Raw genomic sequence first — 24,818 nt, 5'->3', positions numbered from 1 at the left:
TGTATACTCGTAACCGGCTGAAAATCGCCGGGCACCGAAACAGTGAAAATTGCCCCTGTATTTGTAAATTGCACCGCGAATGGTCGGGACCAAAAGAGGAATTGAACTAACAAATCATAAAGTATCATGCTGCCAAAGTACAAACGTATTCTGCTCAAATTGAGTGGTGAGTCCCTTATGGGCGAGGGAAATTATGGAATAGATCCTAAGGTGATAACACAGTATGCGCAAGATATCAGGTCTATAACTGACCTGGGAGTACAAGTGGCGGTCGTGATAGGAGGAGGCAATATTTATCGGGGCATGAATGAAGCCGAAACTGGTATCGAGAGGGCTCAGGGAGATTATATGGGCATGCTGGCCACCGTTATTAACGGTATGGCAATGCAGAGCGGCCTCGAGAAAATGGGCCTCTATACTCGTTTGCAGTCTGCCATCAAAATGGAACAGATCGCTGAACCTTACATCCGCCGCCGTGCTATTCGCCACCTAGAAAAGGGAAGGGTCGTAATTTTCGGTGCCGGCACCGGTAACCCTTACTTTACGACAGACACTGCCGCTTCCCTTCGCGCCATCGAAATACAGGCCGATGTAATCCTGAAAGGTACGAGGGTTGATGGTATATACACCGCTGACCCTGAAAAGGACAAAACCGCTACCAAATACGAAACGATCACTTTTAGCGAAGTTTACCAGAAATCGCTGAACGTAATGGATATGACTGCCTTTACATTATGCCAGGAAAACAAGCTGCCGATCATTGTGTTCGACATGAACCAACCGGGCAACCTGTTAAATGTGATAATGGGCCGCAACGTGGGAACGCTTGTAAAAGGCTAAGAAATTATGGGGGCTTACGCGTGACGCCCCCCGACAGGGCCTTAATGAAAAAGGGCTGACCAATGTTGTGGTCAGCCCTTTTTCTATTTCAATACCGTTGATATTTCGGACAATGGTACCGCCAGCGTGATCTGCCCCACTGCATAGGCAGCAATTTCGTAAGGCGTATAACTAAACACCACGTATTTATCGGTCATATAGAAGTTGTCGTTCGGTGCGATCGTTTTACCGAACAGCACGTTATCGAGGCCTTCGTTGGCGGGAATATCGTATTTTTTGCGAAGTGCTTTTTCCAGCGCCTTTCCTACCGCCGCCTCATAGCCGGGTTTAAATACGTCTGCAGGCGTAAGCGTCTTATTTTTTGCCAGGTCGAAAAAGGTAAACATAGATCCGCCATTACCATGAGCGCCGCCCGTATATTCCCAGTACATGTTCTCCAGCACGAGATACGGGTACTTGTTCCAGACCACATCCGTCACCTGTTGTGATGACCATGATTTCATGGCTGAACCCATATCCCTGATCGTATCCATCTCTTTAAGGCCCTCCATAGAGCTGGCGGCAAAACTGCCGACGATCGCCTTTGCATATGTTTCTCCATCCGTAAAACGTCCCTTCTCCAGTTTGGTGATCGTATCCCTGATCATCTGGAGTGTTTGTTCAGGCGCCCCGCCTACCGGCCATAACACCTGCACCAACGAAGTAGCGGAGGCAGATTCGGGATCGGATGGACGAAGGCGTGCCGTATCTTCCAAAACAATCAATTTAAGCTCGATAATGCCGTTATTATCTTCTTTCAAGGAAAACGGATACAATTTCGTTCCATCCGTCCAATTACCCGTGTAAGCTCCATTATCGAGCTTTCCTGCCAGTTTCTTTTTAGATTCCCCGGAGAAATCCTCTTCGAGCAATACGAGCGAATAGCTGGTGTCTTGCTGGCTATACAGGCGGATAGGCTCACCTACCTTATCATACACATAATATCCGGAGATATTGTTATCGCCTGCACGAATCAGTTGTAAGGTAACCGGTTGCCCGGCAATGGTGCCTTTGAATTGTTTGTAGAAGCGGTTGGGCATGCCGCTAATGCCATGAACATCGGCAGCAGCTTCGTTTACCTGGGTGCTATCGGCGGTACCGGTATTTTTTGCGGGTTTGGGCTGACAGGCAGCAAATGCCATCAGGGCCAGGATGGGTGCTAGTTTCTGCATGGTTTCATGTCATGTTGATCATTACAAATATAAAGTTCAGTCGTCAGACTGCTAAAAATCATCTTTATGGCGCGGGTACAAATCCTACCTTTGATAAAGCAAAAGACCAATACAAATGTTAAACCAAAAAGTGGCCGATCTGCGCCAGGATTATCGCAAGGCATCTCTCAGCGAAAGCGACGTGGCTGGCTTACCGTTACAGCAGTTTGAGAAGTGGTGGCAGGAAGCTATCAGTAGTGAATTGCCGGAGCCTAATGCAATGACCCTGGCTACAAGTACGCCGGACGGGCGGCCATCGGCGAGGATCGTGCTGCTCAAAAGCTTTGATGCTGAAGGTTTCCTTTTCTTCACCAATTACCAAAGCCGCAAGGGACTTGAGTTAGCGGCAAATCCGCAGGTTTCACTACTCTTCTTCTGGCAGGAACTGGAGCGCCAGGTTCGTATAGAGGGTACCGTTATAAAGGCGCCCGAGCCGGTGAGTGACGCTTATTATCTTTCACGACCAGCTGGAAGCCGTATTGGTGCTATTGCATCGCCGCAAAGCCAGGTTATTCCCGACCGGGAATATCTTGAACATAAAGTAAAGCAAGTGGAGCAGAAGTATGGGGGAGTTACGCCGGAACGGCCTTCCTATTGGGGAGGCTACCTGGTGAAGCCAGACATGGTGGAGTTCTGGCAGGGACGGAGCAGCCGTTTGCACGACCGGATCAGGTATTCGTGGCAACAAGACAACTGGAAGATCGAGCGGCTGGCACCGTGATCTGACACATAAAAATAAAGGCGGAAGTTGAGAGATCATCTTCCGCCTTTTTAATAACTACTCAGCTTTCTTTGCAGCAGCTTTAGCAGCAGCAGCCTTTTTAGGCTTAGCTGGTCTTGCTTTACCGAAAGAGCCGTTTGAGATCTTACCTTTCTTGGTTTTGATATCACCTCTACCCATGATTGAATTTTTAAATTGTGTTGTTAATTGTATTTGATACAGGCCTTGTTGTGCACAAAACCCGGTTTACATTGCAAAAATAAAAAAAGCAAGAAACAAAAAATGTTCCTTGCCCGAATAAGTTGGGTTGCCAACTACTAGAGTTTGTCAGACAGAGCTTTACCAGCTTTGAATTTAGCCACTTTTTTAGCTTTAATCTTGATGATCTGACCAGTCTGTGGGTTTCTACCGTTACGTGCAGCACGTTTAGAAACTGAGAAAGTACCGAAACCAACTAACGTTACTTTACCACCTTTTTTCAGGGTATCAGCAACAGCTTTAGTGAAAGAATCCAGGGCTTCGTTAGCTTGGGTTTTGGTGATGCCAGCATCTTTGGCAAGTTTGTCTACTAATTCGGCTTTGTTCATAGTTAGTTAAGATTTAACTAGTGAGAAAATGTTTGATGTGAGCAAATATAGCGCGTTTTATCAGATTACCAAATTTTTCAAAAATTTCAGAACTGATTTTTTATCGGCTGAAAAACCCTGCTGGTAACGGTTACAGCTGATCGGTACATTTCAAACCGCTGTCTGTTACACCATATACTTTACTCAAAACGCTGTACCACAAAGGGTTTTAGTACATATAGCTGCATACGGCACCAGTTAACCATGTATTGTATTACCCCCTGAACCCCTTGAAAATAGTGAATTTCCTGTGGATAAGTTTAACATTATTGTAACCGTTATACGACCTGCATAACGGTTCTGAAGGCCACAAAATGATCGCCAAACATCGCATAAGATCGTTGCCGGATGCGGGGAGCATGCTCATTGATGTAGGTTTGATAATTCTCCAACGTATCAGTCGAATACTGGATGGTATAGGTAGGGCCGTCTGAGTCGTCTTGTTCAAGCAGGCGACAGATGCGGTAATCGTGAAAAAGCCCTGTGTCCATGATCTCAGGAATATGTTCTGCCTTCATCCAGTCTAACCAGCGGTCCTTGATAGCATTACTCACTTTCGTAGTTACATTATATACAATCATGCGTTATTAGTCTTTAAGCTGTAAGTAAACCGGGCAATGGTCAGAGTGCTTCACGTCCTGCCATATATTCGCATCCGCAAGGCGGTTTTGAAGCGGCTCGGTCACCGTGATATAATCGATACGCCAGCCCTTGTTATTGTTTCTCGCATTTGCCCTAAAGCTCCACCAGCTATATTGATGCGGCTCCGGGTGATATATGCGGTATGTATCAATAAAACCATTTGCCAGCAACTTATCCATCCAGGCGCGCTCTTCCGGCAGGAAACCTGAAGAGTCTTTATTACTTACCGGGTTGTGAATATCGATCGGTTTATGGGCGATATTATAGTCCCCGCAAACAACCAGGTTTGGTCGGGATTGGCGCAGGTCTGACAAGTAACTAAAAAACTCATCGAGCCATTGGTACTTATAAGTTTGGCGTTCATCGCCCGTGGTGCCGGACGGAAAGTATGCGTTGATGAGTGTAATGTCACCGAAATCGAGCCTTATTACGCGCCCTTCTGCATCACTTTGAGGATTACCATTGCCGTATTGAACATTATCTGGCTTAATGCGCGTGAACACGGCCACACCACTATATCCTTTCTTTTGGGCAGGGAACCAGTAGTCGTGGAAACCGAGCGCCTCGAACTGTTTGAAGTCTACATTTTCGCGATGTGCTTTCACCTCCTGGAGACAGATTACATCCAGCGGGGCCGTACTTAGCCATTCAGCAAAGCCTTTGTTCATGGCAGACCTGAGGCCATTTACATTATAGGTGGCAACTCTCATGATATTGATTTGGAGCAAAAATAACAGAAGATGCGGAAATTAGTGAAGTGTGTAAGGGGGACACAGGTAACGAGCATCCTTGGGGGTAAAAAAATTGGGGCTGACCAGTGGTCAGCCCCATGTCGTCTCGTTGCGAGGTTAGAAACTAATTAGCCCAGGAGGCCACCGCCGCCGAGGTTGATGCCACCTAACAAGCTATTCAGCAGGCTAGATACAGAACCCAGCAGGTTGTTTGCACCGCCGGTACCGCCGCCGATGCCACCGAGGCCACCGCCGAGGTTACCCAAACCGTTAACAAGTGACTTAGTGTCGAGGCTAATGCCGGTAGAAACAACACCATTGTTGTTGAACAGACCAATTGTCAGAAAGCCACCATTTGTTTCCTGAGCGATAGTTGCATCCAACTCCTGGCAACCGTAGTTTTGAACTTGCAAGTTTTCCATTGTATATAGGATTTTTGGTTAAAAAGCTAGTTGATACATGTCTACTTCCCATATGCTTACCCTACCCATCGGGAGGTACCGAACAAACACCATTCATTTGCTGCGGGAAGTATCGGGGCTACCGGTATTACCGGGCGACCACAGGGTTTTTCAATAAGAAAAGGTTGGCTACTATTCTATAGCGAATGTAAACTTACGACTCATCTCCATAAACGGGCTGTTCATTCCTGTTCATTCTGAGCAGCGTTTTGCCAAAGCTGTTCATTTTGTGAACAGCCCCGTCATTAGTAATTAATTAACATTTTATATCCCTGAATATGTATACTTACAACCCTTTCGCATTGCCGGTATTATTAGTAATTTCAGGTAATAAACCCCAATTACCATGCATGCTTTCTTATATGAATCAGGCTCCCTGATCTGGATTTTAGCATTGATTATCATTACAATAATCCTGCAACTGCTGCTGCTTAGATGGGCGATGCGCGTTAACGATATGATCTTTTACCTGGACAAGATCAACGAAAAATTATTTCGGCTATTAGAGGAGCGAAAAAAAGAACATAACGAGCAGTAAAAAAAATTCGCTTGGGGCTTTTCCTTACCTGATAAGGATATACGACGATCGGGCAACCCGTTCGTTCAGGCATATTCACGCCCTTCTTCACCTAACCACATTGAGCTACAGCAAACTAGGCGGTGTTAACACCACCTTCCCAAAATGAACAAAATGAACAGCGCATTTTTGATGCATTCTCATTAATTTGCCATTCTCAAAACAATCCACGTTTTGGTATTTTGAGTGACAACCAATCTTAACCCTTGTACGCTGCCAAGTACAAGTTGTGATGCAATGCTTGCATGATAACGGATGTTTGTACTGTAAGCCGGGAGGCCAACTCCAAAAGAAGAGTACATAAAAAATCAACCATACTATGAGTAATCCAGCAGATCCGTTGGAGCAATTAAAAAACGCCATCAACAGGTACCCCTTTAGAATTAGCCGGCGCCACCCCTGCCAACCGATGTCTCTTCGTGAGTTGCTTGAGCACGTCATGAAGATATACTATGCGGATACCTGGGAAAATCCACTTGACCCACCAGAGGATTGTGCGCCCGTAGGCGATGATGCCCCCGTGCCTATCAAACCGCGGCCACGAAGAGGCAAAAACGGTTAACGCTTTTCGCGGTTGAGGCGGAGAATGTGGTATGCGAGGATGCCTGATTTCGCTATTCAAACGACTGACATTCATTTAGGGTATAGTGCCCGGTGAATGGAATGCGGATGCCTGTAGCGTCTGGACCGTCATTGTGGTATCGCAACTTTTTTCCGCTAAAGTGTCCAGGCAGGCGTCCAGCTTGGGCAAGGGATCGCTTTGTATTAGACGCGGGGTAACTGTTATAGGATAGTCGTGCCTCTAAAAGAATGATCCTGTGACGTTCGACGCATCAAAAATATCAACAATAGAATCTACAGGTATATCGGCTGTGCGCCAACCCGGTGAAGGGCTAGTCACCGGAAGCAGCAGCCCGACCCGCCAGCGCGGCTCAAAATGGGGATGCCGACTGGTGGGTCAATACCTGCTTAGCAATAACCCAATCCAAACATTTAAAACGATTATTCATGGAAAATGTAATCGAATCATTTACGGCATCCTGCTACAACAAACAGCCGGTCTTTTCGAGACCTGCACACAAAAAGATTGTGACAGACAGTCTCAAATTCCTCGTGGACAGCGGTCGGATCCGGCTTTATGGTTTTGTGATTATGCCTACATCCATCAGCGTTGTATGGAGCAAAAAGGAAGAGTGGGGTGATAAAAATATATACCAGGTATTCCTGAAATACACCGCGCAAAGGATCAAGCATAATATTAAAACAAATCATCGCCAGGACCTGGAGCATTTCCGTAGCCGTCGCGTAGACCGGATCTACCAATTCTGGGAAAGAAAGAATCAGAAAGTCAAGATCAGCTCCTATGAGGACGCGATGTTGGAACTGAACTTTATACATGCGCTGCCCCACGAACATCTAAACTTTCCATATGCAGAATTACATCTACTCGTCAGCGGCCTTTTATAGCACCGGCAGGGATAAATATTATATGCTTACCAATGTCAAAAAACATTTTGAAGCGTCCGAAGATGAGATGCCAGCCCCGAAGAAACCTGAGGCGAGGCCTAAGGGTGCTAAGAAGCAAGCGGTGAATGAAAGCGCAATGCCAGCTACAAAAACGTCGCTGACGCAACGTAAATCCACTAAGAAGCCAACTGTGGCAGATAATGATATCCCGAAAACATCACTCACGAAACGTGAAGCCGCTAAGAAGCTAGCTGTGACAGAAAGTGATATCCCGAAGACATCTCAGCCCTCACCTGAACTTCCAAATGCCCCAGCTGTTGCTGACAGCGAGAAGCCGGCCTCGAAGATGTCCCATGCGTACCCCAAACAGGCGAAAAACCCAGTGGATATACTATCCGCCAAGATATCCATCACGCCGCCTAAAGCGGCTAAGATGCTAAGGGCGACGGACAAGCAGCACGCTTCCCCCACGACATCTCAGACCGCCAAAATACTGGTGATAATCGACCAGCAGGCGAAAAAGAAATCACAAAAAAAGAGTGATTGAGCTCCGTAACGAACATCTTCGCGGCAAGTCACGGGCTTCCCGTATTTTTGCAGATGATCCGGGAAAGTACATTTTCCGGGCTGGGGCATTAGCCTTAACTTTAAGTACCAACATTGAGAATGACAGCACGCGACAATCAGCAATATATACAGCGATTTACGGAAGTTTACGCCCGTCTGAACGAGCGGCAGCGGGATGCGGTAGATCATACCGAAGGACCGGTAATGGTAATTGCCGGACCCGGCACGGGGAAAACACAAATCCTGGCTTCCAGGATCGGCAAGATTTTACAGGACACGGACTTTCTTCCGCAAAACATCCTATGCCTCACATATACGGATGCGGGAACGGTCGCTATGCGGAAACGCCTGACCGACTTCATTGGCCCGGATGCTTACCGCGTAAACATCCACACGTTCCACTCGTTTTGTAACGAAGTGATTCAGGACAACCTTTCCTTATTTGATAAAAACACGCTCGACCCTATTTCAGACCTGGAAAAAATCCAGATGCTGAAAAAGATGATCGACAGTTTTTCGAAAGACAATCCGCTGAAACGTTATCGGGGAGATGTTTACTTCGATATGCGCAACTTCTCCTGGCTCTTTTCCACCATGAAAAGAGAAGGCTGGACATCCGCCTTCATAAAGGAAAGGATAAAGGTTTACCTCGACAGCCTGCCATTCCGGGACGAATATATCTGTAAAAGGGCCACCAAGTTCTTCAAAAAAGGAGAAGTAAGGACCGATAAGATTGAAGTGGAACAGGAAAAAATGCTCCGGCTGGAAGCGGCCGTCGAACAATTCGACACCTTCCAGGAAATGATGCTGAAAGCAAACAGGTACGACTTCGATGACATGATCAATTGGGTAATCAGGGTGTTCGAACAGCATGATGCCCTGTTGTCTGATTATAAAGAGCGTTTTCAATACTTGCTGGTAGACGAATACCAGGATACGAGCGGTACTCAGAATCGGCTCATCCAGTTATTGATTAAGGACGAGGAAAAGCCAAACGTATTCGTTGTAGGTGATGATGACCAATCTATTTATCGTTTCCAGGGCGCCAACGTGGAGAATATGGAACTGTTCGCGAGCAGCTTTGCTTCCGATCTTCATACCGTTGTGTTAACGCAGAACTACCGCTCGGTACAGAACGTGCTGGACGCATCTATGACGCTCATAGAAAACAATAAAGATTCCCGCCTCGTAAATCAGCTTCCCGGCTTAAGCAAACAACTGATCGCCAGCAATGATAAACTCGCGGCGCTCGATATTCCGCCCGAGATTCACCGGTATAATACCGGCAGAGATGAGATGGCCGGCATTACCCTGGAAGTAGAGAAGTTATTGAAGCAAGGAGTATCGCCGGGCAAAATTGCGATCATTTATAAAGAGAACCGTTACGGCGAGGAGTTAACACAATATTTTCGATTAAAGGGGATCCCGTTTTATTCCAAGAGAAACACGAATCTTTTCGAGATCCCGTTCGCGCGAAAAATTCTTCAATTGCTTCGCTATCTCGCAGCTGAACTGGAAACGCCCAACAGTGGTGACGATATTCTTTTTGAGATCATGCACTACGATTTCTATAAGATCGCTCCCATTGAAGCAGCCCTTGTCAGCATTCGCACGAACGAGAAGAGCTATACAGATGGCAAGACCTCTATCCGTCAATATATACAGGAATGGAACAAAGCCAGGAACCCGACCTTGTTTTCGACTGCACCGCCAGATGAAATCCTGGCGCTTGGAGCGATGTTGGAAAAATGGCTGAGCGAGGCACAAAACCTTACGTTGCAGCAGCTGTTCAGCAATATCATTGCTGAAGGCGGCATACTTCGGTATGTGATGGATTCGCCGGAAAAGATCTGGCTGATGAAGGTGTTACAGGCCGTATTCGACTTTATCAAAGACGAAACCCACCGCGATCAGAATATGAAAATCCAGAAGCTGATGGAAACCATCGACCTGATGGAGGCCAATGGAATCGCGATCTCCCTGGTGCAGGTGTCAGGTAATGAAAAAGGCGTAAACCTGATCACTGCGCATGGATCGAAGGGGCTCGAGTTCGAATATGTATTTGTCGCCAGCACCAATTCTCATCTCTGGGAAAAGAAAAGGAAAAACAGCACAGGGTTTTCATTTCCTGATACCGTGTTCACAACACAATCTACCTCCACAGATGAACAGGAATTACGCCGACTGTTCTACGTAGCACTTACGCGGGCGGAAAAGTACCTCTATATATCTTATCCGGAGTTTCGCCAGGATGGTAAACCGCTGGAGCCCAGCATGTTCATCTCAGAAATACTGGAGCAACATATTTTACCTAACCATAAGATCGAACTGAAAGAGGAAATCTTGTTCGATTTTGAAGTGCTACAGTATGGTAAGGAGTCTGCCCCCGAAATACAGAAGGTCGACCAGCTGTTCATAGACGCGCTGCTCGCCAATTTCGCGATGAACGTAACAGCGCTCAACAACTACCTGAACTGCCCACTCTCCTTCTTCTACCAAAACCTGGTGCGGGTACCATCTGGCCGGTCAGAAAATACGGAATTTGGATCTGCGGTACACTATGCATTGGAAAAGCTGTTTCAGAAGATGCAGGCGAACCATAACGAGTTTCCCTCGAAAGATGAGTTTCTTCGCGACTTCAGAAGCAGCATGATGCGCAACCGCGAATGTTTTACCCGCGAATCGTTTGACCGGCGGATGGAGTATGGAACGGATATACTCGGCGACTACTACGACAAATATCTTCCCTCCTGGAATACCATTGTAAGTGTGGAGCGTAACCTCCGGAATATTACAGTCAACGGCGTGCCGATTAAGGGTAAGATAGATAAGCTCGAATTTGACGGCAGCGAGGTGAACGTAGTGGACTATAAAACCGGCGACTACCAAAAAGCCATTAAGGATTACCGCAAATTCGAACGCCCGAACGACCGGGAGCCGAACGGAGGTGACTATTGGCGACAGGCGGTGTTCTACAAAATACTGCTGGACAACTATAAGCTGAAGAACTGGCAGGTAGTAAGTACCGAGTTTGACTTTATCGAACCTAACAAGCAGAAAGAATATCACAAAGAGAAAGTTTATATCACGCCCGAGGATATTACCACCGTTACTCAACAAATAACCGAGGTTTGGGGGAAAATCCAGAATAAGGAGTTTTATACGGGCTGTGGCAAGGAAGATTGTCGCTGGTGCAACTTCGTCAAAGACAATAAACTGCAGGTGGCATTACACCAGTTGGTCGGCGAGGAGGAAGAAGAGGTGTAAAATACCTCAGATCCACGTGATTTTGACCGAAAGACACTAAGTTTGTACCTAATTTATACATCCGACCAGGTAATATGAACCAGATTTTTAGGGCAACGGCACTGGTACTGATAGTGGTAATCTCCTGCTATTTTACGCAATGCGCCAACATCGTTCCTCCCGGCGGCGGGCCCAAAGACAGCCTGCCCCCTCGTTTGCTGGGGGTTAACCCGCCCGATTCGTCGCTGCATTTCTCCAGCAAACGAATCTCTTTTACCTTCGATGAATATATCGAGCTGGATAACGTGATCGAGAAGCTGATCGTTTCGCCTACGTTGAAACGTACACCGACGATTACGGCTAAACTGCGCACTATTACCATCAATATAAAAGACACCCTCAAGCCTAATACCACTTACACCTTCAACTTTAACGACGCTGTGCGCGACCTCAACGAGCGCAACCCCATTGAAGACTTTCAATATGTAGTGTCTACCGGCGACTACCTTGACTCGCTTCAGATCACGGGAACCACTTTCGTTGCGGAAACCGGGCAGGTAGATAGCAGCGTGGGCGTTTTCCTGTACAGCGGCATGGAAGATTCCATTGTGTCGAAGGAAAAACCACTTTATTATGCCAGGAGCAGGGGCGATGGCAGCTTTCGCTTCAAGAACCTGGCCCCCGGACGTTACAAAGTATTTGCCCTCAAAGAGGAAGATCGTGACCTGCAGTATACGCAGCACTCCGAATACATCGCGTTCGTAGACAGCGCGGTCTATCTGTCGGCGAATATTTCGGGGATCAATCTGCCATTATTTCGCGAGAAAGATACCGTAGTCATTCCTCAGTCAGAGGAGAAAGAGGAAGAAGAGGAAGAGGAGAAGAAGGACGAGGAAAAGAAGAAAAAGCCAAAATTCCTGGCATCCGCCCAATTACAGGGCGGCCAACAGGAGCTGGGCGATCCGATGCATGTTGGATTTACCATCCCTATACGTCAACTGGACTCGACGAAAATCCTGCTTCTGGAAGATACAACCCTTCGCAGGGTGAACTTCACCGCCAAAATGGATGACACCACCCGTCAAACGCTGATCTTGAATTATGAGTGGAAAGAGGGTACCCCGTACCAGCTGATCCTGCCGGCAGGATTCGCCACGGATACGCTGGAGCAATCATTTGCCAAGTCCGATACCATCCGGTTTACGTCAAAAGAGCTATCCGATTATGGAACAGTGATGGTAACCCTTAAAATTACCGACAGCACCATTCTGAAAATGAAGGACAGCGTAGACCTGGTTGTGCAGCTGGTTCTAAATAAAGAAGTGAAGTATAGCGCCAACATCAATAACGGCACATGGAAGCGCGGATTGATTCAACCAGGCCAATATGATATCCGCATTCTTGTGGATGAAAACAAAAACGGCGTATGGGATACCGGTATTTATTACGGAAATCCGAAGAAACAACCGGAAAAGGTATTCTCGGTGCCAAAACCGACTAATATCAAGGCCAACTGGGTTGTTCCGAATGATATAACCCTGTAGTTATTATTATCTTTGTGGTATGATCGTTTCTTCTGCCCTGATTGAAAATGCGGTGAATGAATTTGCCAAACTGCCCGGCATCGGTAAAAAAACCGCGCTCAGGCTTGTTTTGCATTTGCTGAAGCAGGAAACGCCGCAAGTAGAGCAATTTGGCGAGGTCATTACCAGGATGCGCCGCCAGATTAAATTCTGCAAACAATGCCATAACGTTTCCGACGACGACGTTTGCAACATATGCGCCAGCCACACCCGTAATCAAAAGCTAGTGTGCGTGGTAGAAAGCATCCGTGACGTTATTGCTATAGAAAACACGCAGCAGTTTAACGGCGCCTACCATGTTTTAGGCGGCATCATCTCCCCCATCGATGGCATCGGCCCCGACCAGCTGAACATCCACACCCTGGTTGAGCGTGTTCAGCAACATGGCGTGGAAGAGGTAATTATGGCGGTTAGCCCCACCATTGAGGGAGATACCACTATCTATTACTTGTCTAAAAAGCTGAAGGACCTGCCGGTTAAAGTTACGACGATCGCGCGCGGCATTGCATTCGGCGGTGAACTGGAATATGCAGATGAAATGACGCTCGCCCGGTCACTTACGAACAGGCTTCCACTGGAAAACTATCTTCAGAATAAATAAAGCTTTAGTCCTTAGTCCCCCTACCTCGTTCATAATGAAGCATTTGCTTCGTCATCCTATTAACAATTCATTATCATTCGATATTGGAGTAGGATACCTAACTTTATACTAATCAATTAAAAGCCGCAGCATATGTTTAAACTGATGTTACTGTCAGCACTCGTGTTCGTTGCGCCTAAGGGAATCTACGATTTCAAGGTGGACGGGCTCGATGGCAAAAAGAAAATCAACTTCTCTGATTACAAGGGCAAAAAGATCCTGATCGTCAATACTGCCTCCAAATGTGGGCTGACGCCTCAGTATGAAGGCCTGGAGGCCCTGTACCAAAAGTACAAAGGCCAGTTGGTAATTGTTGGCTTTCCGGCTAACAACTTCAATGGACAGGAGCCGGGTACCAACCAGGAAATTCAACAATTCTGCACCAGCAACTATAGCGTAACCTTCCCAATGTCTGCCAAGATATCTGTAAAGGAGACGACATTCACCCGCTGTACAAGTGGCTGCTCGCAGAAGGCAAGGCCAAACATTTCACGCCGGAAGAAGTTACCTGGAACTTCCAGAAGTACCTGCTGGATGAAAAAGGCAACCTTGTAGCCGTTTTTCCGCCAAAAACATTACCGCTGGCACCGGAAGTGACCGCCGCCATCGAAAAGAAATATAATTAATACGTCGGGGCTGTATCAAAAGTAGTTGGATGGTCATAAGGATCGCGTAAACGAAAAATCACTCCATCAAGTGCCCGAATAAAAACGGGCGTAAATTACTTTTGAGACAGCCTCTTTCCATTTCCAGGAAACAGTAACGCCGAATGAATACACTTTTACGTCCCTTACCTGCTATCTTAGCAGGCATCTTCACCTGTTTTATCTACTCATGTGCCGCTGACGACAGCATGGGATCCAACTGCACCGAAACAGAACTCGGTCTTACCATTGCCAATCAACCGCGCCAACTAAAATTGGTAAGCTCTACCATGATCAGGATCACGAATGTAGAGGGCAGCTACAAACTACTCAGCCTCGAAGGTGTCACCGACTCGATCAAGGTGATCGCTAACATCAAAAGCGGTCGCTACATCACTTACGGCGATCTTCAGAACGATAGCATCCCGGTTGGCAAATACACTTACTCGAGCCGTGGCACCGACACCACCGGTCGCATTTTAGTGGGACTAGGGCGCAGCGATGCTTACCATTTTGCCATTACAGATAGCGCGATGATTGAAATTACGTCCGTGGACCCGGTGAACCGTACTGTAACGGGCAAATATTACGTAGAAACCAGGTCGCCGCAGCTGACCGCCAGCGGGTACTTTCGCAAACTTTGCTTCCAGTCGTTGAAGTAAAACGTAGCTGCCCGCCATCCCGGTGATTAAATAATATGTGCTATTTTCACGCCCGAATCCATCGCACATGTTTTTTTCAGATATCATAGCACAGGAAGAAGTACGCGATCATCTGGTGCAGGCCGTGGAAAATAACCGGCTGAGTCACGCAATGATCTTCCTGGCACCCGAGGGTGCAGGCGGCCTCTTCATGGCACTTGCTTTTACACAGTACCTCGTTTGCGAAGACCGCCAGCAGCACGACTCCTGTGGTCGCTGCGCGGCCTGCATAAAGGCATCTCAATATATTCACCCGGACATTCATTACTCCTACCCGGTAATCCCACGCAAATCGGGCGATAAACCGATTAGTACCGATTACATCGCCGAGTGGCGTGAATTCCTGTCGCAACAGCCGTACGGAAATGCTTACGACTGGTTACAATTCATCGGCGCGGAAAATAAACAGGGCAACATTACCACCCACGAATGCCAGGACATCATCCGTAAACTGAGCCTTAAAAGCTTTGAAAGCGAGTATAAAATATTGATGATGTGGATGCCCGAATACCTGGGCAACGAAGGCAACCGGTTGCTGAAGCTCATCGAAGAGCCGCCGGCCAATACTATTTTCATCCTGGCCGCCGAAAACCAGGAGCAGATACTGGCGACTATTCTCTCCCGCACCCAGCTCGTCAAAATCAACCCGTTGCCAAAAGACGCAGTTGTTAAAGCACTTGTGAGCCGTAACAATGTGCCGGAAGCGAAAGCCCGCCAGATTGCCACTATATCCTCAGGAAACTACCGGGAGGCGTTGCACCTGTTGCAGCATGCCGAAAACGACTATCACGAACTGTTGCGTAACTGGCTCAACTACATCTTCACTCAAAACCGGGTGGCATTACAGGAGTGGGTAGAGCATGTATCCAACGCTAAGATGGGCCGCGAAAATCAAAAGCAGTTCCTGCGTTACTTCATCAACCTGCTGGAGCACACCGTGCGTTTGCAGTTCATGGATCGCAGTCAACTCGCGTTTTCTACCGAAGAGATGGATTTTGCCGCTAAACTGCAAAAGCTGGCTAACCTCGAGCAGATGCAGCGTATTGTAGAGGAGTTGGACAACGCCTGCTATCACATCGAACGAAATGCAAATGGTAAAATGCTCTTTCACGCGCTGTCGATAAAACTGCAGTACATCTTCCGTAACCGGCCGCTGCCTGTGTAAGGCCAGGCCGTTGTTATGTAAGCCATAACACTTACCTTTGTTGTTAACGCCTGCGCTTTTTGTTTACTCAAACTAAATATGTATTTTTAAAAGACGTTGGCTTTAGACTGGATTTGTTTTATTTGTAAATTTTAAATTGATATAATATGGCTTGTGCCGGATGTGGTACAGGTGCGGAAGGGAAGCCGTCAGGGTGTAAGAGTAACGGAGGATGCGATACAGGCGGATGTAACCGCCTTAATGTGTTTGACTGGCTGGCGAATATACCCTTGGGTGATAGTTTAGCACCATTTGACATAATAGAAGTAAGTTTCAATAACGGTAGTCGTAAAGATTTTTTCCGCAATGTTACCAAGCAGCTCTTTGATAAAGGAGATATGGTAGCTGTGGAAGGCGTAAGCGGCTTTGACGTTGGCATGGTAAGCGTTACCGGCGAACTCGTAAAGCTGCAAATGAAAAAACGCCGTGTGGACGATACGCCCGAAGTAAAAAAGTTACTCCGCCGCGCCACTAATGACGATCTGAACCGCATGAAAGACAACAAGGCCCGCGAAAAGGAAGCACTGGTCAAATCCCGCGCCCTCGCCCGCAACCTTGGTCTGGAAATGAAACTTACCGAAGTAGAAATTCAGGCTGATGGCCGGAAAGCTACGTTCTTCTATACTGCTGATGACCGCGTGGATTTCCGCGAGCTCATCAAAATATTCGCTTCCGAGTTCCGGGTAAAGGTGGAAATGCGCCAGATCGGTGCCCGCCAGGAAGCCGGCAAAGTAGGCGGTATTGGTAGTTGCGGACGTGAGCTTTGCTGCTCTACCTGGCTGTCAGATTTCAAATCGGTTAACACCACCGCTGCCCGTTACCAAAACCTTTCGATTAACCAGGCAAAGCTGAGCGGCCAGTGCGGTCGACTCAAATGCTGCCTCAACTACGAGTTGGATACGTACCTGGATGCCCTCAAAGATTTCCCTGAAGACGCCGACGTGATCGAAACGTCGGGCGGTACTGCATCACTGCAGAAACGCGACATCTTCAAGAACCTCATGTGGTATTCTTACGGAAACAGTAATAAACAATACCCGCTCACCATCTCCCGCGTAAAAGAGATTCGCCAGCTGAACAAGCAGGGCATCAAACCGGAAGAGCTGAAAGCAGTAGAAGTTGTAAGTGGCAAACCATCCAAAGAAGCAGACCTTGGGTTTGTGGACGTGGTGGGCCAGATCAGCCTCCGCTCTCTTGAAAAAGCCTCCCAGAAAAGGAAGCAGAAAAACAAGGACAAACAGCAGCAACAGCAGGGTAAAGACAATAAAGGAGGCAGAGGTCCTCAACAACCTCAGCAGGGCCAGCAGAAACCAAGACCGGAAGGCCAGCAGCAGAAACCTAAACAGGAAAGGCCGCCACGCCCCGAAGGACAGAAACAGGAAAACAGGCCACCAAGACCTGAAAACCAGCAAAAACCAAGACCAGAAGGTCAGCAGCAGAAGCCTAAACAGGAAAGGCCGCCACGCCCCGACGGGCAGAAGCAGGAAAACAGGCCGCCAAGACCTGATAACCAGCAGAAGCCAAGACCGGAAGGCCAGCAGCAAAAGCCTAAACAGGAACGTCCGCCGCGCCCCGAAGGTCAGAAGCAGGAGAACAGGCCGCCAAGACCTGAAGGTCAGCAGAAGCCACGCCTTGAGGGACAGCAGCAGAAACCGAGGCCGGACCGCCCGCCACGCCCAGAAGGGCAAAGGCCGCCAAAGCCTGATAATCAGCAGAAGCCGCGCCCGGACAATCGTCCGCAAGGCCCTCAACCTGAGAATCCTTCATGAAACAATAAATAGCAATATATTTGCAGCAGCGTAGTAACAACTACGCTGCTTTTTTTTTAACCTTTTCTCCTAAACCCGAACCTACTCCTATGATTGGCTTTCCTCCCAGGGCGCAATCCAATGTTTACCTGGACCAGTACACCCCCGACCAGTATCTTGCCCTCACCTGGATGGCGATGGAATTACTTGGCTGGGATATCAGTAACGTGGAGGCAAACAGCATTACTGCCATTACGCCTTTCTCTTTTCTTTCGTTTCATGACCGTGTAGTAGTGAACGTTTCCGACTACGAAGCCGAGTTTTCGAGCACCAGTATGGGTATGCAGATCATTGACTTCTTTAAGAACCGGAAAAACCTGCGCCGCCTGACAGAAACTATCGCATCGATCGCGGAGAACAAGCCGCCCGAACAGCTGCAACAGGAGTTTGAAGCCCGCCGGGGCCAAACACGCGAAAAGCAGGAACAGATGCACATTACCGCCTCACGCGAGCGCATTGTCGAGGGATTCTTCTCTGTTTTTAAACCCGTACCCGGCTACCAGGTAACACCCATCCTCATCACACTCAACGTACTCATCTACTTTATGTTGGGGCTCACCATGGTGTTTACCGGCAACTCGTTCCTATGGGTGCACCCGCAGGTATTAGTACAGTTTGGTGCCGACTATAAACTCATGACGCTCGGCGACCAGCCCTGGCGGCTCTTTTCCGCGGTGTTTATGCACGCGTCGATCACGCATATCTTCTTCAACATGTACATCCTCATGGTATTGGGCGTTTATCTTGAAAGGATTATCGGCTCCTGGCGCTTCCTGGCCGCGTATCTCATTTGTGGATTTGCAGCATCGACGACGAGCATCTGGTGGAACGATCTGCTGCCTTCCGTAGGCGCATCCGGCGCTATTTACGGACTCATTGGCGTACTGCTCGCCATGCTCAGCATCAAAAACCTGATAGAACCGGTGGAACGGCAATCGCTGCTCATCAGCATCCTGATTACTGTTGTGGCAGACAACCTGCTGTCGTTCATTACAGGCAGCGGCATCGACCATGGCGCGCATTACGGCGGTTTGATTTTCGGATTTGTGTTGACCCGCTGCTACTATTATGCAGTTGCGCAGGATAAAAAGGGATGGCTTAAGAAGTGGGCGTTCACCACTTCCGCCGGTGTAGTGGCCTTTCTCGGCATCGTTTTCTTCTTTAGTATGAAGTTTGGCGCCGATAAATACAAAGACAATATCGTTCGCCTGGAAAGTAACGAGGCCATGGCTTCTACCGTGTCCGACTACACGTTGTATGGCAACGGCCGCTCTATTTATGGCAGTGACGACGTGGCTAACAAGCTCAAAAACTTTGGCATCTATTACTTCGACCAAAACCTGGCCCTGCTGGAAGAAATGCGTGCCAGCACATTATCGCCGGGTGCAAGGCGGCTCAACACCGCGCTCAAGGAGTACTATGGCCTGTATAAGCAGTACTACGAGGTACAGTACCTCCGCGTAAAGGAAGGCAGCTATCACTACAATGCCCGCATCGACCAGTTATGGGAAGAGCTGGAGTCCGAAAAAATAAAACTGACAAGAATGGGCTGGGGCGTGCACTAACACTACTTTTCCTCTTCAAAAAATAGCTTGTAATATTGCATATTACTGGCCTCATCGAAACCGCGTTCTATCAGTTCGCGGTTTCCGTGTATATACACGTGAAAGTTGCGGTCCAGCTTCAATACGCTTTTGAATACACGCTGTTGTTTTTTCATGGCGGGGCCCGAAATATCGAATTCGTCGGGTACATCCAGGCGATACTCTTGCTGGTAATGTTCGCGGTATTCTTTAAATGATTCTATAGCATCCTGGTTGCCAAGCACTTCGGTGGCAAATTCTTCCAGTTGAAACTGTTCCTTCTCTTTAAAATAAGTGGCAGTACGGTTCAGCAGGTCGATCTGATCGGCGCGGTTCATCTCGTATTCTTCCGGCAGGCGCTGCTCTACGAACTGTTTACAGAGGTTCACCATGGTTTCGGTCTGGTGGTAGTTGTCCTCGCGGCGCACAACTTGTAAAAAGGCGTCCTTCCAGTACACCGCTTCGTTTTCTTTGTTGCGGCTATCGATCACACTCACTTTATAGCCTTCCTCCTTTTCCATATTGTAAATGAGGCAGCCCTTATCCAGCTTGCTGATGTTGATGCCGTCGTCATAGTTCACCTCGTAATTGTCGCTGTTCAGGAACACTTTAAGGTACTTGTCTTTGTTCTCCGACTTAAAAATGCCTACCGCTTCTACTTCTTCACCATCCACCAGGCATTTGGAAAAGTATACGATGTACAGCTCGCCCGCCTTGATCTTGGGGTGCGTGCTGTGTTTATACAGGTGTTTGGCAATGTTTACGGACTGGTCAGTAAAACTGTCCTTGTCCGCAAAAATATTACTGCAATATTTATAAATCTCGTTCAGTTCCAGCTCTGCCTCGTGGGTGAACCGAAAGTACTCGCCATTGTTGGTAAATGGCTGAATAAAATAGGTCAGCAGCAGGTTGGCCACCGTTTCGTCCTGTAATTCAAACGGTTGTTGCGAAAGCAGCAGCGGCTCGTCCTGCGACGAGTTGCCCACTTTATGGATAATAAACCTTTCGAGGTCCTGGATTTGCTGAACGTTAATCATATGCCGTAAAAATTGCCACGCGAAATAACACAAATAAGCGCGGAGGAAAAAATTTTAAACTGTGAGGCCGGCGCAGTGGCTACTGTCAGGCCGCCGTTGCGTCGCACTCTTCCACTTTTCTTTTTCTATTCATCAAAAAAGGGCAGCCGTGTAACCGGGCTGCCCTTTCTTATTATCAATATAAATGATTACATGCTTAAACCACCACACACGCTCAGCGTTTGACCGGTAACATACGAACCCAGGTCGCAGGCCAGATACAGGCAGGCGTTGGCAATGTCTTCGGTTTTACCGAAACGACCCAAAGGAATTTTATCGATGTACGCTTTTGCGGCATCGCCATCTTTCAGGTAATTGGTCATATCTGTTTCTACGAAGCCGGGCGCTACTGCATTGACACGAATGTTGCGGCTGCCCACTTCGGCGGCGATGGATTTGGTAAACCCGATTACACCGGCTTTAGACGCGGCATAGCTGCTCTGTCCCGCGTTACCTTTCACGCCAATGATGGAGCTCATGTTGATAATGGAGCCGCTACGCGCTTTCATCATCGGGCGAATTACCAGTTTGGTCATGTTGTAAACGCTCTTGAGGTTAATATCCATCACCTCATCCCACTGGTCTTCGCTAAGGCGCAGCAACAGGTTGTCTTTAGAAATGCCGGCGTTGTTCACACAAATATCAACCGTACCAAATTCCTTTACTACGTCGTTAACCAGCGCTTCGCATTCGGCAAATACGCCTGCGTTGCTTTTATATGCTTTGGCTTTTACACCTTTCGCGATCAGTTTTGCTTCGAGCGCTTTGGCTTTTTCGTCGGAGCTTACATAAGTAAAAGCCACGTTTGCGCCATGTTCAGCGAACAGCAGTGCAACAGCCTCACCAATTCCCCTGCTCGCACCGGTAACTATTGCCACTTTGTTTTCAAGTAATTTCATTGTTTGTTGTCAGTTTAACAATTGGTCAAAAAATAGGAAAAAGAAGATGGTTATGATTTTTTCATGAACGCCAGTATCTCTTCTAACAGGTGGCGTTCATTGTTAAGGCGTGGTACTTTGTGTTGCCCGCCCAGCTTGCCCTTGCTCTTCAGCCATTCGCAGAAGGTATTGTTGGGCACAACGTGCACCAGCGGCAGGCGCAGGGCCATATCTTTATGGCGTTTGGCCTCATAATCGGAATTGATCTTTTTCAGTGTTTCGTCCAGCACGGTTACAAATTTCTCCCGGCTGTCCGGCTCCTTTTCAAACTCGATCAGCCACTCGTGGCCGCCGCTTCCGCTATCGCTGAAGTAGATGGGTGCTGCTGTATAATCGTTTACCACGGCGCCGGTAGCTTCACAGGCAGCAGCAATGGCTTTGTCGGAATTGTCGACGATCAGTTCTTCACCAAAGGCGTTAATGAACGACTTCGTACGACCGCTTACGCGTATACGATAAGGCGCCAGCGATACAAACTGGATGGTATCGCCCACCAGGTAACGCCATAAACCACCATTTGTGCTGATGATGAGGGCGTAGTTTTTATTCAGCTCTACTTCATTCAGCTGCAACGTACGCGGAAACTCTTTGCCATACTCTTCCATCGGCATAAACTCGTAAAAGATGCCATGGTTCAGGAACAACAGCATGCCCTCCTCGCCCATCACGTCCTGCGACGCAAAGAAGCCTTCGGAGGCGTTGTAAGATTCCTGGTATTGCATGTCGGGCTTGCGGATCAACTTTTTAAACTGTTCGCGGTAGGGAGTAAAGCTTACACCGCCGTGGCCATACAACTCAAGGTTCGGCCATACATCCGCCAGGTTATCGGTACCCGTTAGTTCGAAGATGCGTTTGATGAGTACGATGGTCCAGGTAGGAACGCCCACAATAGACGTTACGTTTTCGTGGATCACCGCCTGCGCCATGCGTTCGATCTTCTCTTCCCACTCATCCATCAGGGCGATGGAAAGGTCGGGCGTACGCACCAGGTTGCCGTAAAACGGCATGTTCTGTAACATCACCGCGCTAAGGTCGCCGTAGTAGCTGTCACCATCCGGCGATAATTTATTCACCTGGTGGCTGCCGCCGATGGCCAGCGATTTACCCGTAAGCAGTTCCGATTCCGGAAAGTTGTTATAGTACAAAGAGAACATGTCTCTCCCCGCGCGGTAGTGGCACTCGTCGAGGCTTTCTACCGAAATGGGAATGAACTTACTTTTGTCGGACGTAGTGCCGCTCGACTTGGCGAACCACTTGATAGGCGTGTTCCACAGTACATTCTGCTCCCCTTCCATCATACGCTGGATGTACGATTTGATGGAATCGTAGTTCTGTACAGGCACACGAGCCTTGTATTCTTCTATTTTAAAAATATTGGAGAACCCGTATTGTTTACCAAACTCGGTGTATTGCGCAGCGCTGAGCAGGTTTTGGAACACCTGCTGCTGTACCTGCAGCGGGTATTGCATAAAATACTCGATGCGGCCCATACGCAACCTAGCCAATTGTGATATTGCGGGACTTAAAATCTTCATAAAGGTTTATCCTAGGGTGAAATCTTTTTATTGTCTGGCTGCCTCGTCCAGGTAATTCTTTCTTCTCAGCACGAAATTCTGGCCAAGATACACTTTTCTAACCTGTTCATCCTCCGCTAACTCTTCCGCGGAGCCTGCCTTCAGGATTTTACCTTCAAACAATAGGTATGCTCTGTCTGTGATGGAAAGGGTTTCCTGTACGTTGTGGTCCGTAATCAGGATACCGATATTTTTGTACTTAAGCCTTGCTACGATGGACTGGATGTCTTCTACGGCGATTGGGTCAATACCTGCGAAGGGCTCATCCAGCAGAATAAACTTGGGATCTACTGCCAGCGCACGGGCTATTTCCGTACGGCGACGCTCGCCACCACTCAATACATCACCGGGGCTTTTACGCACGTGGGTGAGGCGGAACTCCGACAGCAGCTCTTCCAGTTTAGCCTTTTGCTGCGACCTGGATAGTTCGGTCATTTCCAGCACAGCAGAAATATTGTCTTCCACGCTCAGTTTACGGAAGATGGAAGCTTCCTGCGGCAGGTAACCGATTCCCATCTGGGCGCGTTTGTACATGGGCAGTTTGGTAATATTCACATCCTCGAGGAACACTTCTCCCTCATCCGGCTTGATAAGGCCTACCACCATATAGAATGAGGTAGTTTTACCGGCACCGTTCGGGCCGAGTAGTCCTACGATTTCGCCCTGACTCACTTCTACGGATACATGGTTTACCACCGTGCGGGCCCCGTAGCGTTTAACCAGTTGTTGGGTATGTATTCTCAGTGACATATATATGCAAACTTCGCAAAAATAAGAAAATAGTACTCGAAAAGCCTTTATTAGCTAATTATGTACCGATATATTATTTTTGCCCTGCTGCTAAAAAGCGGCTACTCAACATATGAAAGTTACCGAACATATAGCGCAGGCAAAGGATACGTTGATCTCCTTCGAAATTCTTCCCCCATTAAAAGGAAAGAGCATCGAGTCTATTTATGATCACCTGGACCCGCTGATGGCCTTTAAGCCAGCTTTCATTAATGTTACTTATCATCGCAGCGAGCATATGTTCAAGAAAAGGGCAGATGGCTCTTTCGAAAAAGTGGAGATCCGTAAACGCCCGGGAACCGTGGGTATTTGTGCCGCCATCATGAACCATTATAATGTCGATGCGGTGCCGCACCTGATTTGCGGCGGCTTTAGCAAGGAGGAAACCGAAAATGCCTTGATCGACCTGGCTTTCCTGGGTATCGATAACGTGCTGGTACTTCGTGGCGATGCGCCCAAGAATGAAACTTTCTTCGAGCCGCACCCTAACGGCCACCGCTACGCCATCGACCTGTTACAACAGGTGACCGGTATGAACAACGGCATCTACCTGGAAGAAGACCTGGTAGAAGGTGTGAAAACTAAATTCTGCATCGGTGTGGCCGGTTACCCGGAAAAACACTTCGAAGCACCCAATATGCAAAACGACCTCGAGCATCTCATCCGCAAAGTGGAAGCAGGCGCCGATTATATCGTTACGCAAATGTTTTTCGATAACCAGAAGTTCTTCGACTTTGTAAAGAAATGCCGCGAGGCAGGCATCAAAGTGCCGATTATCCCAGGCCTGAAGCCGCTGACGTCTAAAAAACAATTGTCGGTGCTGCCGCGCATTTTCCATGTGGACATTCCTACGGAGTTCTCTAACGAGATACTGAAATGCAAAACGGATAAAGAAGTGGAAGCGGTGGGTACAGAGTGGCTCATCCAGCAGTCGAAGGAATTAAAGAAGGCGGGTATTCCCGTACTGCACTATTACACGCTGGGCAAACCCAAGGTAATTCAGCAGGTGGTGGAAGCGATCGTATAAACTTATCAGCATAAAAAGAAAAGAGCCATCCGTAGATACGCGATGGCTTTAATTTTTCCCTATAACTGTCACACCTTAAAAGTTGTGAAACTTATTGTGATGATTCAGTTAAAAGACGCCCCT

24 protein-coding genes are annotated in these 24,818 nt (G+C 47.9%); 14 read left to right on the top strand and 10 right to left on the bottom strand.

Annotated elements, in window-relative coordinates:
* The first annotated feature begins 126 nt into the window (after positions 1-126).
* On the top strand, positions 127-840 hold the full coding sequence (gene pyrH, locus MKQ68_RS23090; protein ID WP_349773798.1) for a UMP kinase: 714 nt from the start codon (positions 127-129) through the stop codon (positions 838-840).
* An 83-nt stretch (positions 841-923) separates the two neighbouring features.
* Here pyrH and MKQ68_RS23085 read toward each other — a convergent pair whose 3' ends face one another.
* A complete protein-coding gene (locus MKQ68_RS23085; protein ID WP_264281128.1) occupies positions 924-2,051 on the bottom strand; it encodes an RsiV family protein in 1,128 nt (375 codons plus the stop codon).
* Between the two features lie 115 nt (positions 2,052-2,166).
* On the opposite strand from MKQ68_RS23085, the gene pdxH reads away from it, so the two are divergent.
* Positions 2,167-2,811, top strand: a complete 645-nt coding sequence (gene pdxH / locus MKQ68_RS23080; RefSeq protein WP_264281127.1) for a pyridoxamine 5'-phosphate oxidase — start codon at positions 2,167-2,169, stop codon at positions 2,809-2,811.
* Positions 2,812-2,868: 57 nt separating this feature from the next.
* On the opposite strand, the gene MKQ68_RS23075 is transcribed toward pdxH, so the two are convergent.
* From MKQ68_RS23075 to MKQ68_RS23055, 5 genes are all read right to left on the bottom strand, one after another.
* The gene (locus tag MKQ68_RS23075; protein ID WP_244836622.1) at positions 2,869-2,991 is read right to left on the bottom strand and encodes a 30S ribosomal protein THX; all 123 of its coding nucleotides are present in this window, start codon (positions 2,989-2,991) and stop codon (positions 2,869-2,871) included.
* 137 nt (positions 2,992-3,128) lie between these two features.
* Positions 3,129-3,398, bottom strand: a complete 270-nt coding sequence (locus tag MKQ68_RS23070) for an HU family DNA-binding protein (protein ID WP_248077511.1) — start codon at positions 3,396-3,398, stop codon at positions 3,129-3,131.
* Between the two features lie 317 nt (positions 3,399-3,715).
* The gene (locus MKQ68_RS23065; protein WP_244836621.1) at positions 3,716-4,018 is read right to left on the bottom strand and encodes a DUF4286 family protein; all 303 of its coding nucleotides are present in this window, start codon (positions 4,016-4,018) and stop codon (positions 3,716-3,718) included.
* 6 nt (positions 4,019-4,024) lie between these two features.
* Entirely contained in the window at positions 4,025-4,789 is a 765-nt protein-coding gene (locus tag MKQ68_RS23060) for an exodeoxyribonuclease III (RefSeq protein WP_264281126.1), read from the bottom strand.
* 149 nt (positions 4,790-4,938) lie between these two features.
* Entirely contained in the window at positions 4,939-5,232 is a 294-nt protein-coding gene (locus MKQ68_RS23055) for a hypothetical protein (protein WP_264281125.1), read from the bottom strand.
* Positions 5,233-5,617: 385 nt separating this feature from the next.
* Between MKQ68_RS23055 and MKQ68_RS23050 the strand changes: the two genes are divergently transcribed.
* The 11 genes from MKQ68_RS23050 (at position 5,618) to MKQ68_RS23000 (ending at position 19,273) form a co-directional block, all read left to right on the top strand.
* On the top strand, positions 5,618-5,809 hold the full coding sequence (locus tag MKQ68_RS23050) for a hypothetical protein (RefSeq protein WP_244836618.1): 192 nt from the start codon (positions 5,618-5,620) through the stop codon (positions 5,807-5,809).
* A gap of 1,047 nt (positions 5,810-6,856) precedes the next feature.
* The gene (locus MKQ68_RS23045; protein WP_264281124.1) at positions 6,857-7,315 is read left to right on the top strand and encodes a hypothetical protein; all 459 of its coding nucleotides are present in this window, start codon (positions 6,857-6,859) and stop codon (positions 7,313-7,315) included.
* Positions 7,278-7,862: a hypothetical protein gene (locus MKQ68_RS23040; RefSeq protein ID WP_264281123.1), complete on the top strand. Its 585-nt coding sequence runs from the start codon at positions 7,278-7,280 to the stop codon at positions 7,860-7,862. The genes MKQ68_RS23045 and MKQ68_RS23040 overlap by 38 nt, the downstream gene beginning before the upstream one ends.
* Before the next feature lie 119 nt (positions 7,863-7,981).
* Entirely contained in the window at positions 7,982-11,149 is a 3,168-nt protein-coding gene (locus MKQ68_RS23035; RefSeq protein ID WP_264283666.1) for an ATP-dependent DNA helicase, read from the top strand.
* A 74-nt stretch (positions 11,150-11,223) separates the two neighbouring features.
* The gene (locus MKQ68_RS23030; RefSeq protein WP_264281122.1) at positions 11,224-12,672 is read left to right on the top strand and encodes an Ig-like domain-containing domain; all 1,449 of its coding nucleotides are present in this window, start codon (positions 11,224-11,226) and stop codon (positions 12,670-12,672) included.
* Between the two features lie 19 nt (positions 12,673-12,691).
* The gene (recR, locus tag MKQ68_RS23025; protein ID WP_264281121.1) at positions 12,692-13,312 is read left to right on the top strand and encodes a recombination mediator RecR; all 621 of its coding nucleotides are present in this window, start codon (positions 12,692-12,694) and stop codon (positions 13,310-13,312) included.
* A gap of 132 nt (positions 13,313-13,444) precedes the next feature.
* Positions 13,445-13,906, top strand: a complete 462-nt coding sequence (locus tag MKQ68_RS23020) for a glutathione peroxidase (protein WP_264281120.1) — start codon at positions 13,445-13,447, stop codon at positions 13,904-13,906.
* 214 nt (positions 13,907-14,120) lie between these two features.
* On the top strand, positions 14,121-14,657 hold the full coding sequence (locus tag MKQ68_RS23015; protein ID WP_264281119.1) for a hypothetical protein: 537 nt from the start codon (positions 14,121-14,123) through the stop codon (positions 14,655-14,657).
* A gap of 67 nt (positions 14,658-14,724) precedes the next feature.
* Positions 14,725-15,861, top strand: a complete 1,137-nt coding sequence (locus MKQ68_RS23010) for a DNA polymerase III subunit (protein ID WP_264281118.1) — start codon at positions 14,725-14,727, stop codon at positions 15,859-15,861.
* A gap of 146 nt (positions 15,862-16,007) precedes the next feature.
* A complete protein-coding gene (locus MKQ68_RS23005; protein ID WP_264281117.1) occupies positions 16,008-17,669 on the top strand; it encodes a regulatory iron-sulfur-containing complex subunit RicT in 1,662 nt (553 codons plus the stop codon).
* Between the two features lie 89 nt (positions 17,670-17,758).
* The gene (locus MKQ68_RS23000) at positions 17,759-19,273 is read left to right on the top strand and encodes a rhomboid family intramembrane serine protease (RefSeq protein WP_264281116.1); all 1,515 of its coding nucleotides are present in this window, start codon (positions 17,759-17,761) and stop codon (positions 19,271-19,273) included.
* 2 nt (positions 19,274-19,275) lie between these two features.
* Here the strand turns inward: MKQ68_RS23000 and MKQ68_RS22995 are convergent, their stop codons facing one another.
* From MKQ68_RS22995 to lptB, 4 genes are all read right to left on the bottom strand, one after another.
* Positions 19,276-20,328, bottom strand: coding sequence for a nucleoid-associated protein (locus MKQ68_RS22995; RefSeq protein ID WP_264281115.1), 1,053 nt, complete (start codon positions 20,326-20,328; stop codon positions 19,276-19,278).
* 188 nt (positions 20,329-20,516) lie between these two features.
* Entirely contained in the window at positions 20,517-21,266 is a 750-nt protein-coding gene (gene fabG / locus MKQ68_RS22990) for a 3-oxoacyl-[acyl-carrier-protein] reductase (protein WP_244836604.1), read from the bottom strand.
* A gap of 50 nt (positions 21,267-21,316) precedes the next feature.
* On the bottom strand, positions 21,317-22,840 hold the full coding sequence (locus MKQ68_RS22985) for a GH3 auxin-responsive promoter family protein (protein WP_264281114.1): 1,524 nt from the start codon (positions 22,838-22,840) through the stop codon (positions 21,317-21,319).
* 27 nt (positions 22,841-22,867) lie between these two features.
* The gene (lptB, locus tag MKQ68_RS22980) at positions 22,868-23,629 is read right to left on the bottom strand and encodes an LPS export ABC transporter ATP-binding protein (protein ID WP_264281113.1); all 762 of its coding nucleotides are present in this window, start codon (positions 23,627-23,629) and stop codon (positions 22,868-22,870) included.
* Positions 23,630-23,741: 112 nt separating this feature from the next.
* Here lptB and metF point away from each other — a divergent pair, with 112 nt between their 5' ends.
* On the top strand, positions 23,742-24,695 hold the full coding sequence (gene metF, locus MKQ68_RS22975) for a methylenetetrahydrofolate reductase [NAD(P)H] (RefSeq protein WP_264281112.1): 954 nt from the start codon (positions 23,742-23,744) through the stop codon (positions 24,693-24,695).
* Positions 24,696-24,818: the final 123 nt, after the last annotated feature.

This window comes from Chitinophaga horti (assembly GCF_022867795.2).
Lineage (GTDB): Bacteria > Bacteroidota > Bacteroidia > Chitinophagales > Chitinophagaceae > Chitinophaga > Chitinophaga horti.
The sequence above is the reverse complement of the archived record's forward strand: the minus strand, read 5'-3'. Positions and strand labels throughout refer to the sequence as shown.

Coding starts and splice junctions, on each gene's coding strand:
- MKQ68_RS23065 (WP_244836621.1), bottom strand. CDS start 4,018: ATGATTGTATATAATGTAACTACGAAAGTGAGTAATGCTATCAAGGAC.
- MKQ68_RS23070 (WP_248077511.1), bottom strand. CDS start 3,398: ATGAACAAAGCCGAATTAGTAGACAAACTTGCCAAAGATGCTGGCATC.
- MKQ68_RS23045 (WP_264281124.1), top strand. CDS start 6,857: ATGGAAAATGTAATCGAATCATTTACGGCATCCTGCTACAACAAACAG.
- MKQ68_RS23000 (WP_264281116.1), top strand. CDS start 17,759: ATGATTGGCTTTCCTCCCAGGGCGCAATCCAATGTTTACCTGGACCAG.
- pyrH (WP_349773798.1), top strand. CDS start 127: ATGCTGCCAAAGTACAAACGTATTCTGCTCAAATTGAGTGGTGAGTCC.
- MKQ68_RS23075 (WP_244836622.1), bottom strand. CDS start 2,991: ATGGGTAGAGGTGATATCAAAACCAAGAAAGGTAAGATCTCAAACGGC.
- MKQ68_RS23020 (WP_264281120.1), top strand. CDS start 13,445: ATGTTTAAACTGATGTTACTGTCAGCACTCGTGTTCGTTGCGCCTAAG.
- MKQ68_RS23055 (WP_264281125.1), bottom strand. CDS start 5,232: ATGGAAAACTTGCAAGTTCAAAACTACGGTTGCCAGGAGTTGGATGCA.
- metF (WP_264281112.1), top strand. CDS start 23,742: ATGAAAGTTACCGAACATATAGCGCAGGCAAAGGATACGTTGATCTCC.
- MKQ68_RS23030 (WP_264281122.1), top strand. CDS start 11,224: ATGAACCAGATTTTTAGGGCAACGGCACTGGTACTGATAGTGGTAATC.
- fabG (WP_244836604.1), bottom strand. CDS start 21,266: ATGAAATTACTTGAAAACAAAGTGGCAATAGTTACCGGTGCGAGCAGG.
- MKQ68_RS23035 (WP_264283666.1), top strand. CDS start 7,982: ATGACAGCACGCGACAATCAGCAATATATACAGCGATTTACGGAAGTT.
- MKQ68_RS22985 (WP_264281114.1), bottom strand. CDS start 22,840: ATGAAGATTTTAAGTCCCGCAATATCACAATTGGCTAGGTTGCGTATG.
- MKQ68_RS23060 (WP_264281126.1), bottom strand. CDS start 4,789: ATGAGAGTTGCCACCTATAATGTAAATGGCCTCAGGTCTGCCATGAAC.
- MKQ68_RS22995 (WP_264281115.1), bottom strand. CDS start 20,328: ATGATTAACGTTCAGCAAATCCAGGACCTCGAAAGGTTTATTATCCAT.
- lptB (WP_264281113.1), bottom strand. CDS start 23,629: ATGTCACTGAGAATACATACCCAACAACTGGTTAAACGCTACGGGGCC.
- MKQ68_RS23050 (WP_244836618.1), top strand. CDS start 5,618: ATGCATGCTTTCTTATATGAATCAGGCTCCCTGATCTGGATTTTAGCA.
- pdxH (WP_264281127.1), top strand. CDS start 2,167: ATGTTAAACCAAAAAGTGGCCGATCTGCGCCAGGATTATCGCAAGGCA.
- MKQ68_RS23015 (WP_264281119.1), top strand. CDS start 14,121: ATGAATACACTTTTACGTCCCTTACCTGCTATCTTAGCAGGCATCTTC.
- MKQ68_RS23005 (WP_264281117.1), top strand. CDS start 16,008: ATGGCTTGTGCCGGATGTGGTACAGGTGCGGAAGGGAAGCCGTCAGGG.
- recR (WP_264281121.1), top strand. CDS start 12,692: ATGATCGTTTCTTCTGCCCTGATTGAAAATGCGGTGAATGAATTTGCC.
- MKQ68_RS23010 (WP_264281118.1), top strand. CDS start 14,725: ATGTTTTTTTCAGATATCATAGCACAGGAAGAAGTACGCGATCATCTG.
- MKQ68_RS23040 (WP_264281123.1), top strand. CDS start 7,278: ATGCAGAATTACATCTACTCGTCAGCGGCCTTTTATAGCACCGGCAGG.
- MKQ68_RS23085 (WP_264281128.1), bottom strand. CDS start 2,051: ATGCAGAAACTAGCACCCATCCTGGCCCTGATGGCATTTGCTGCCTGT.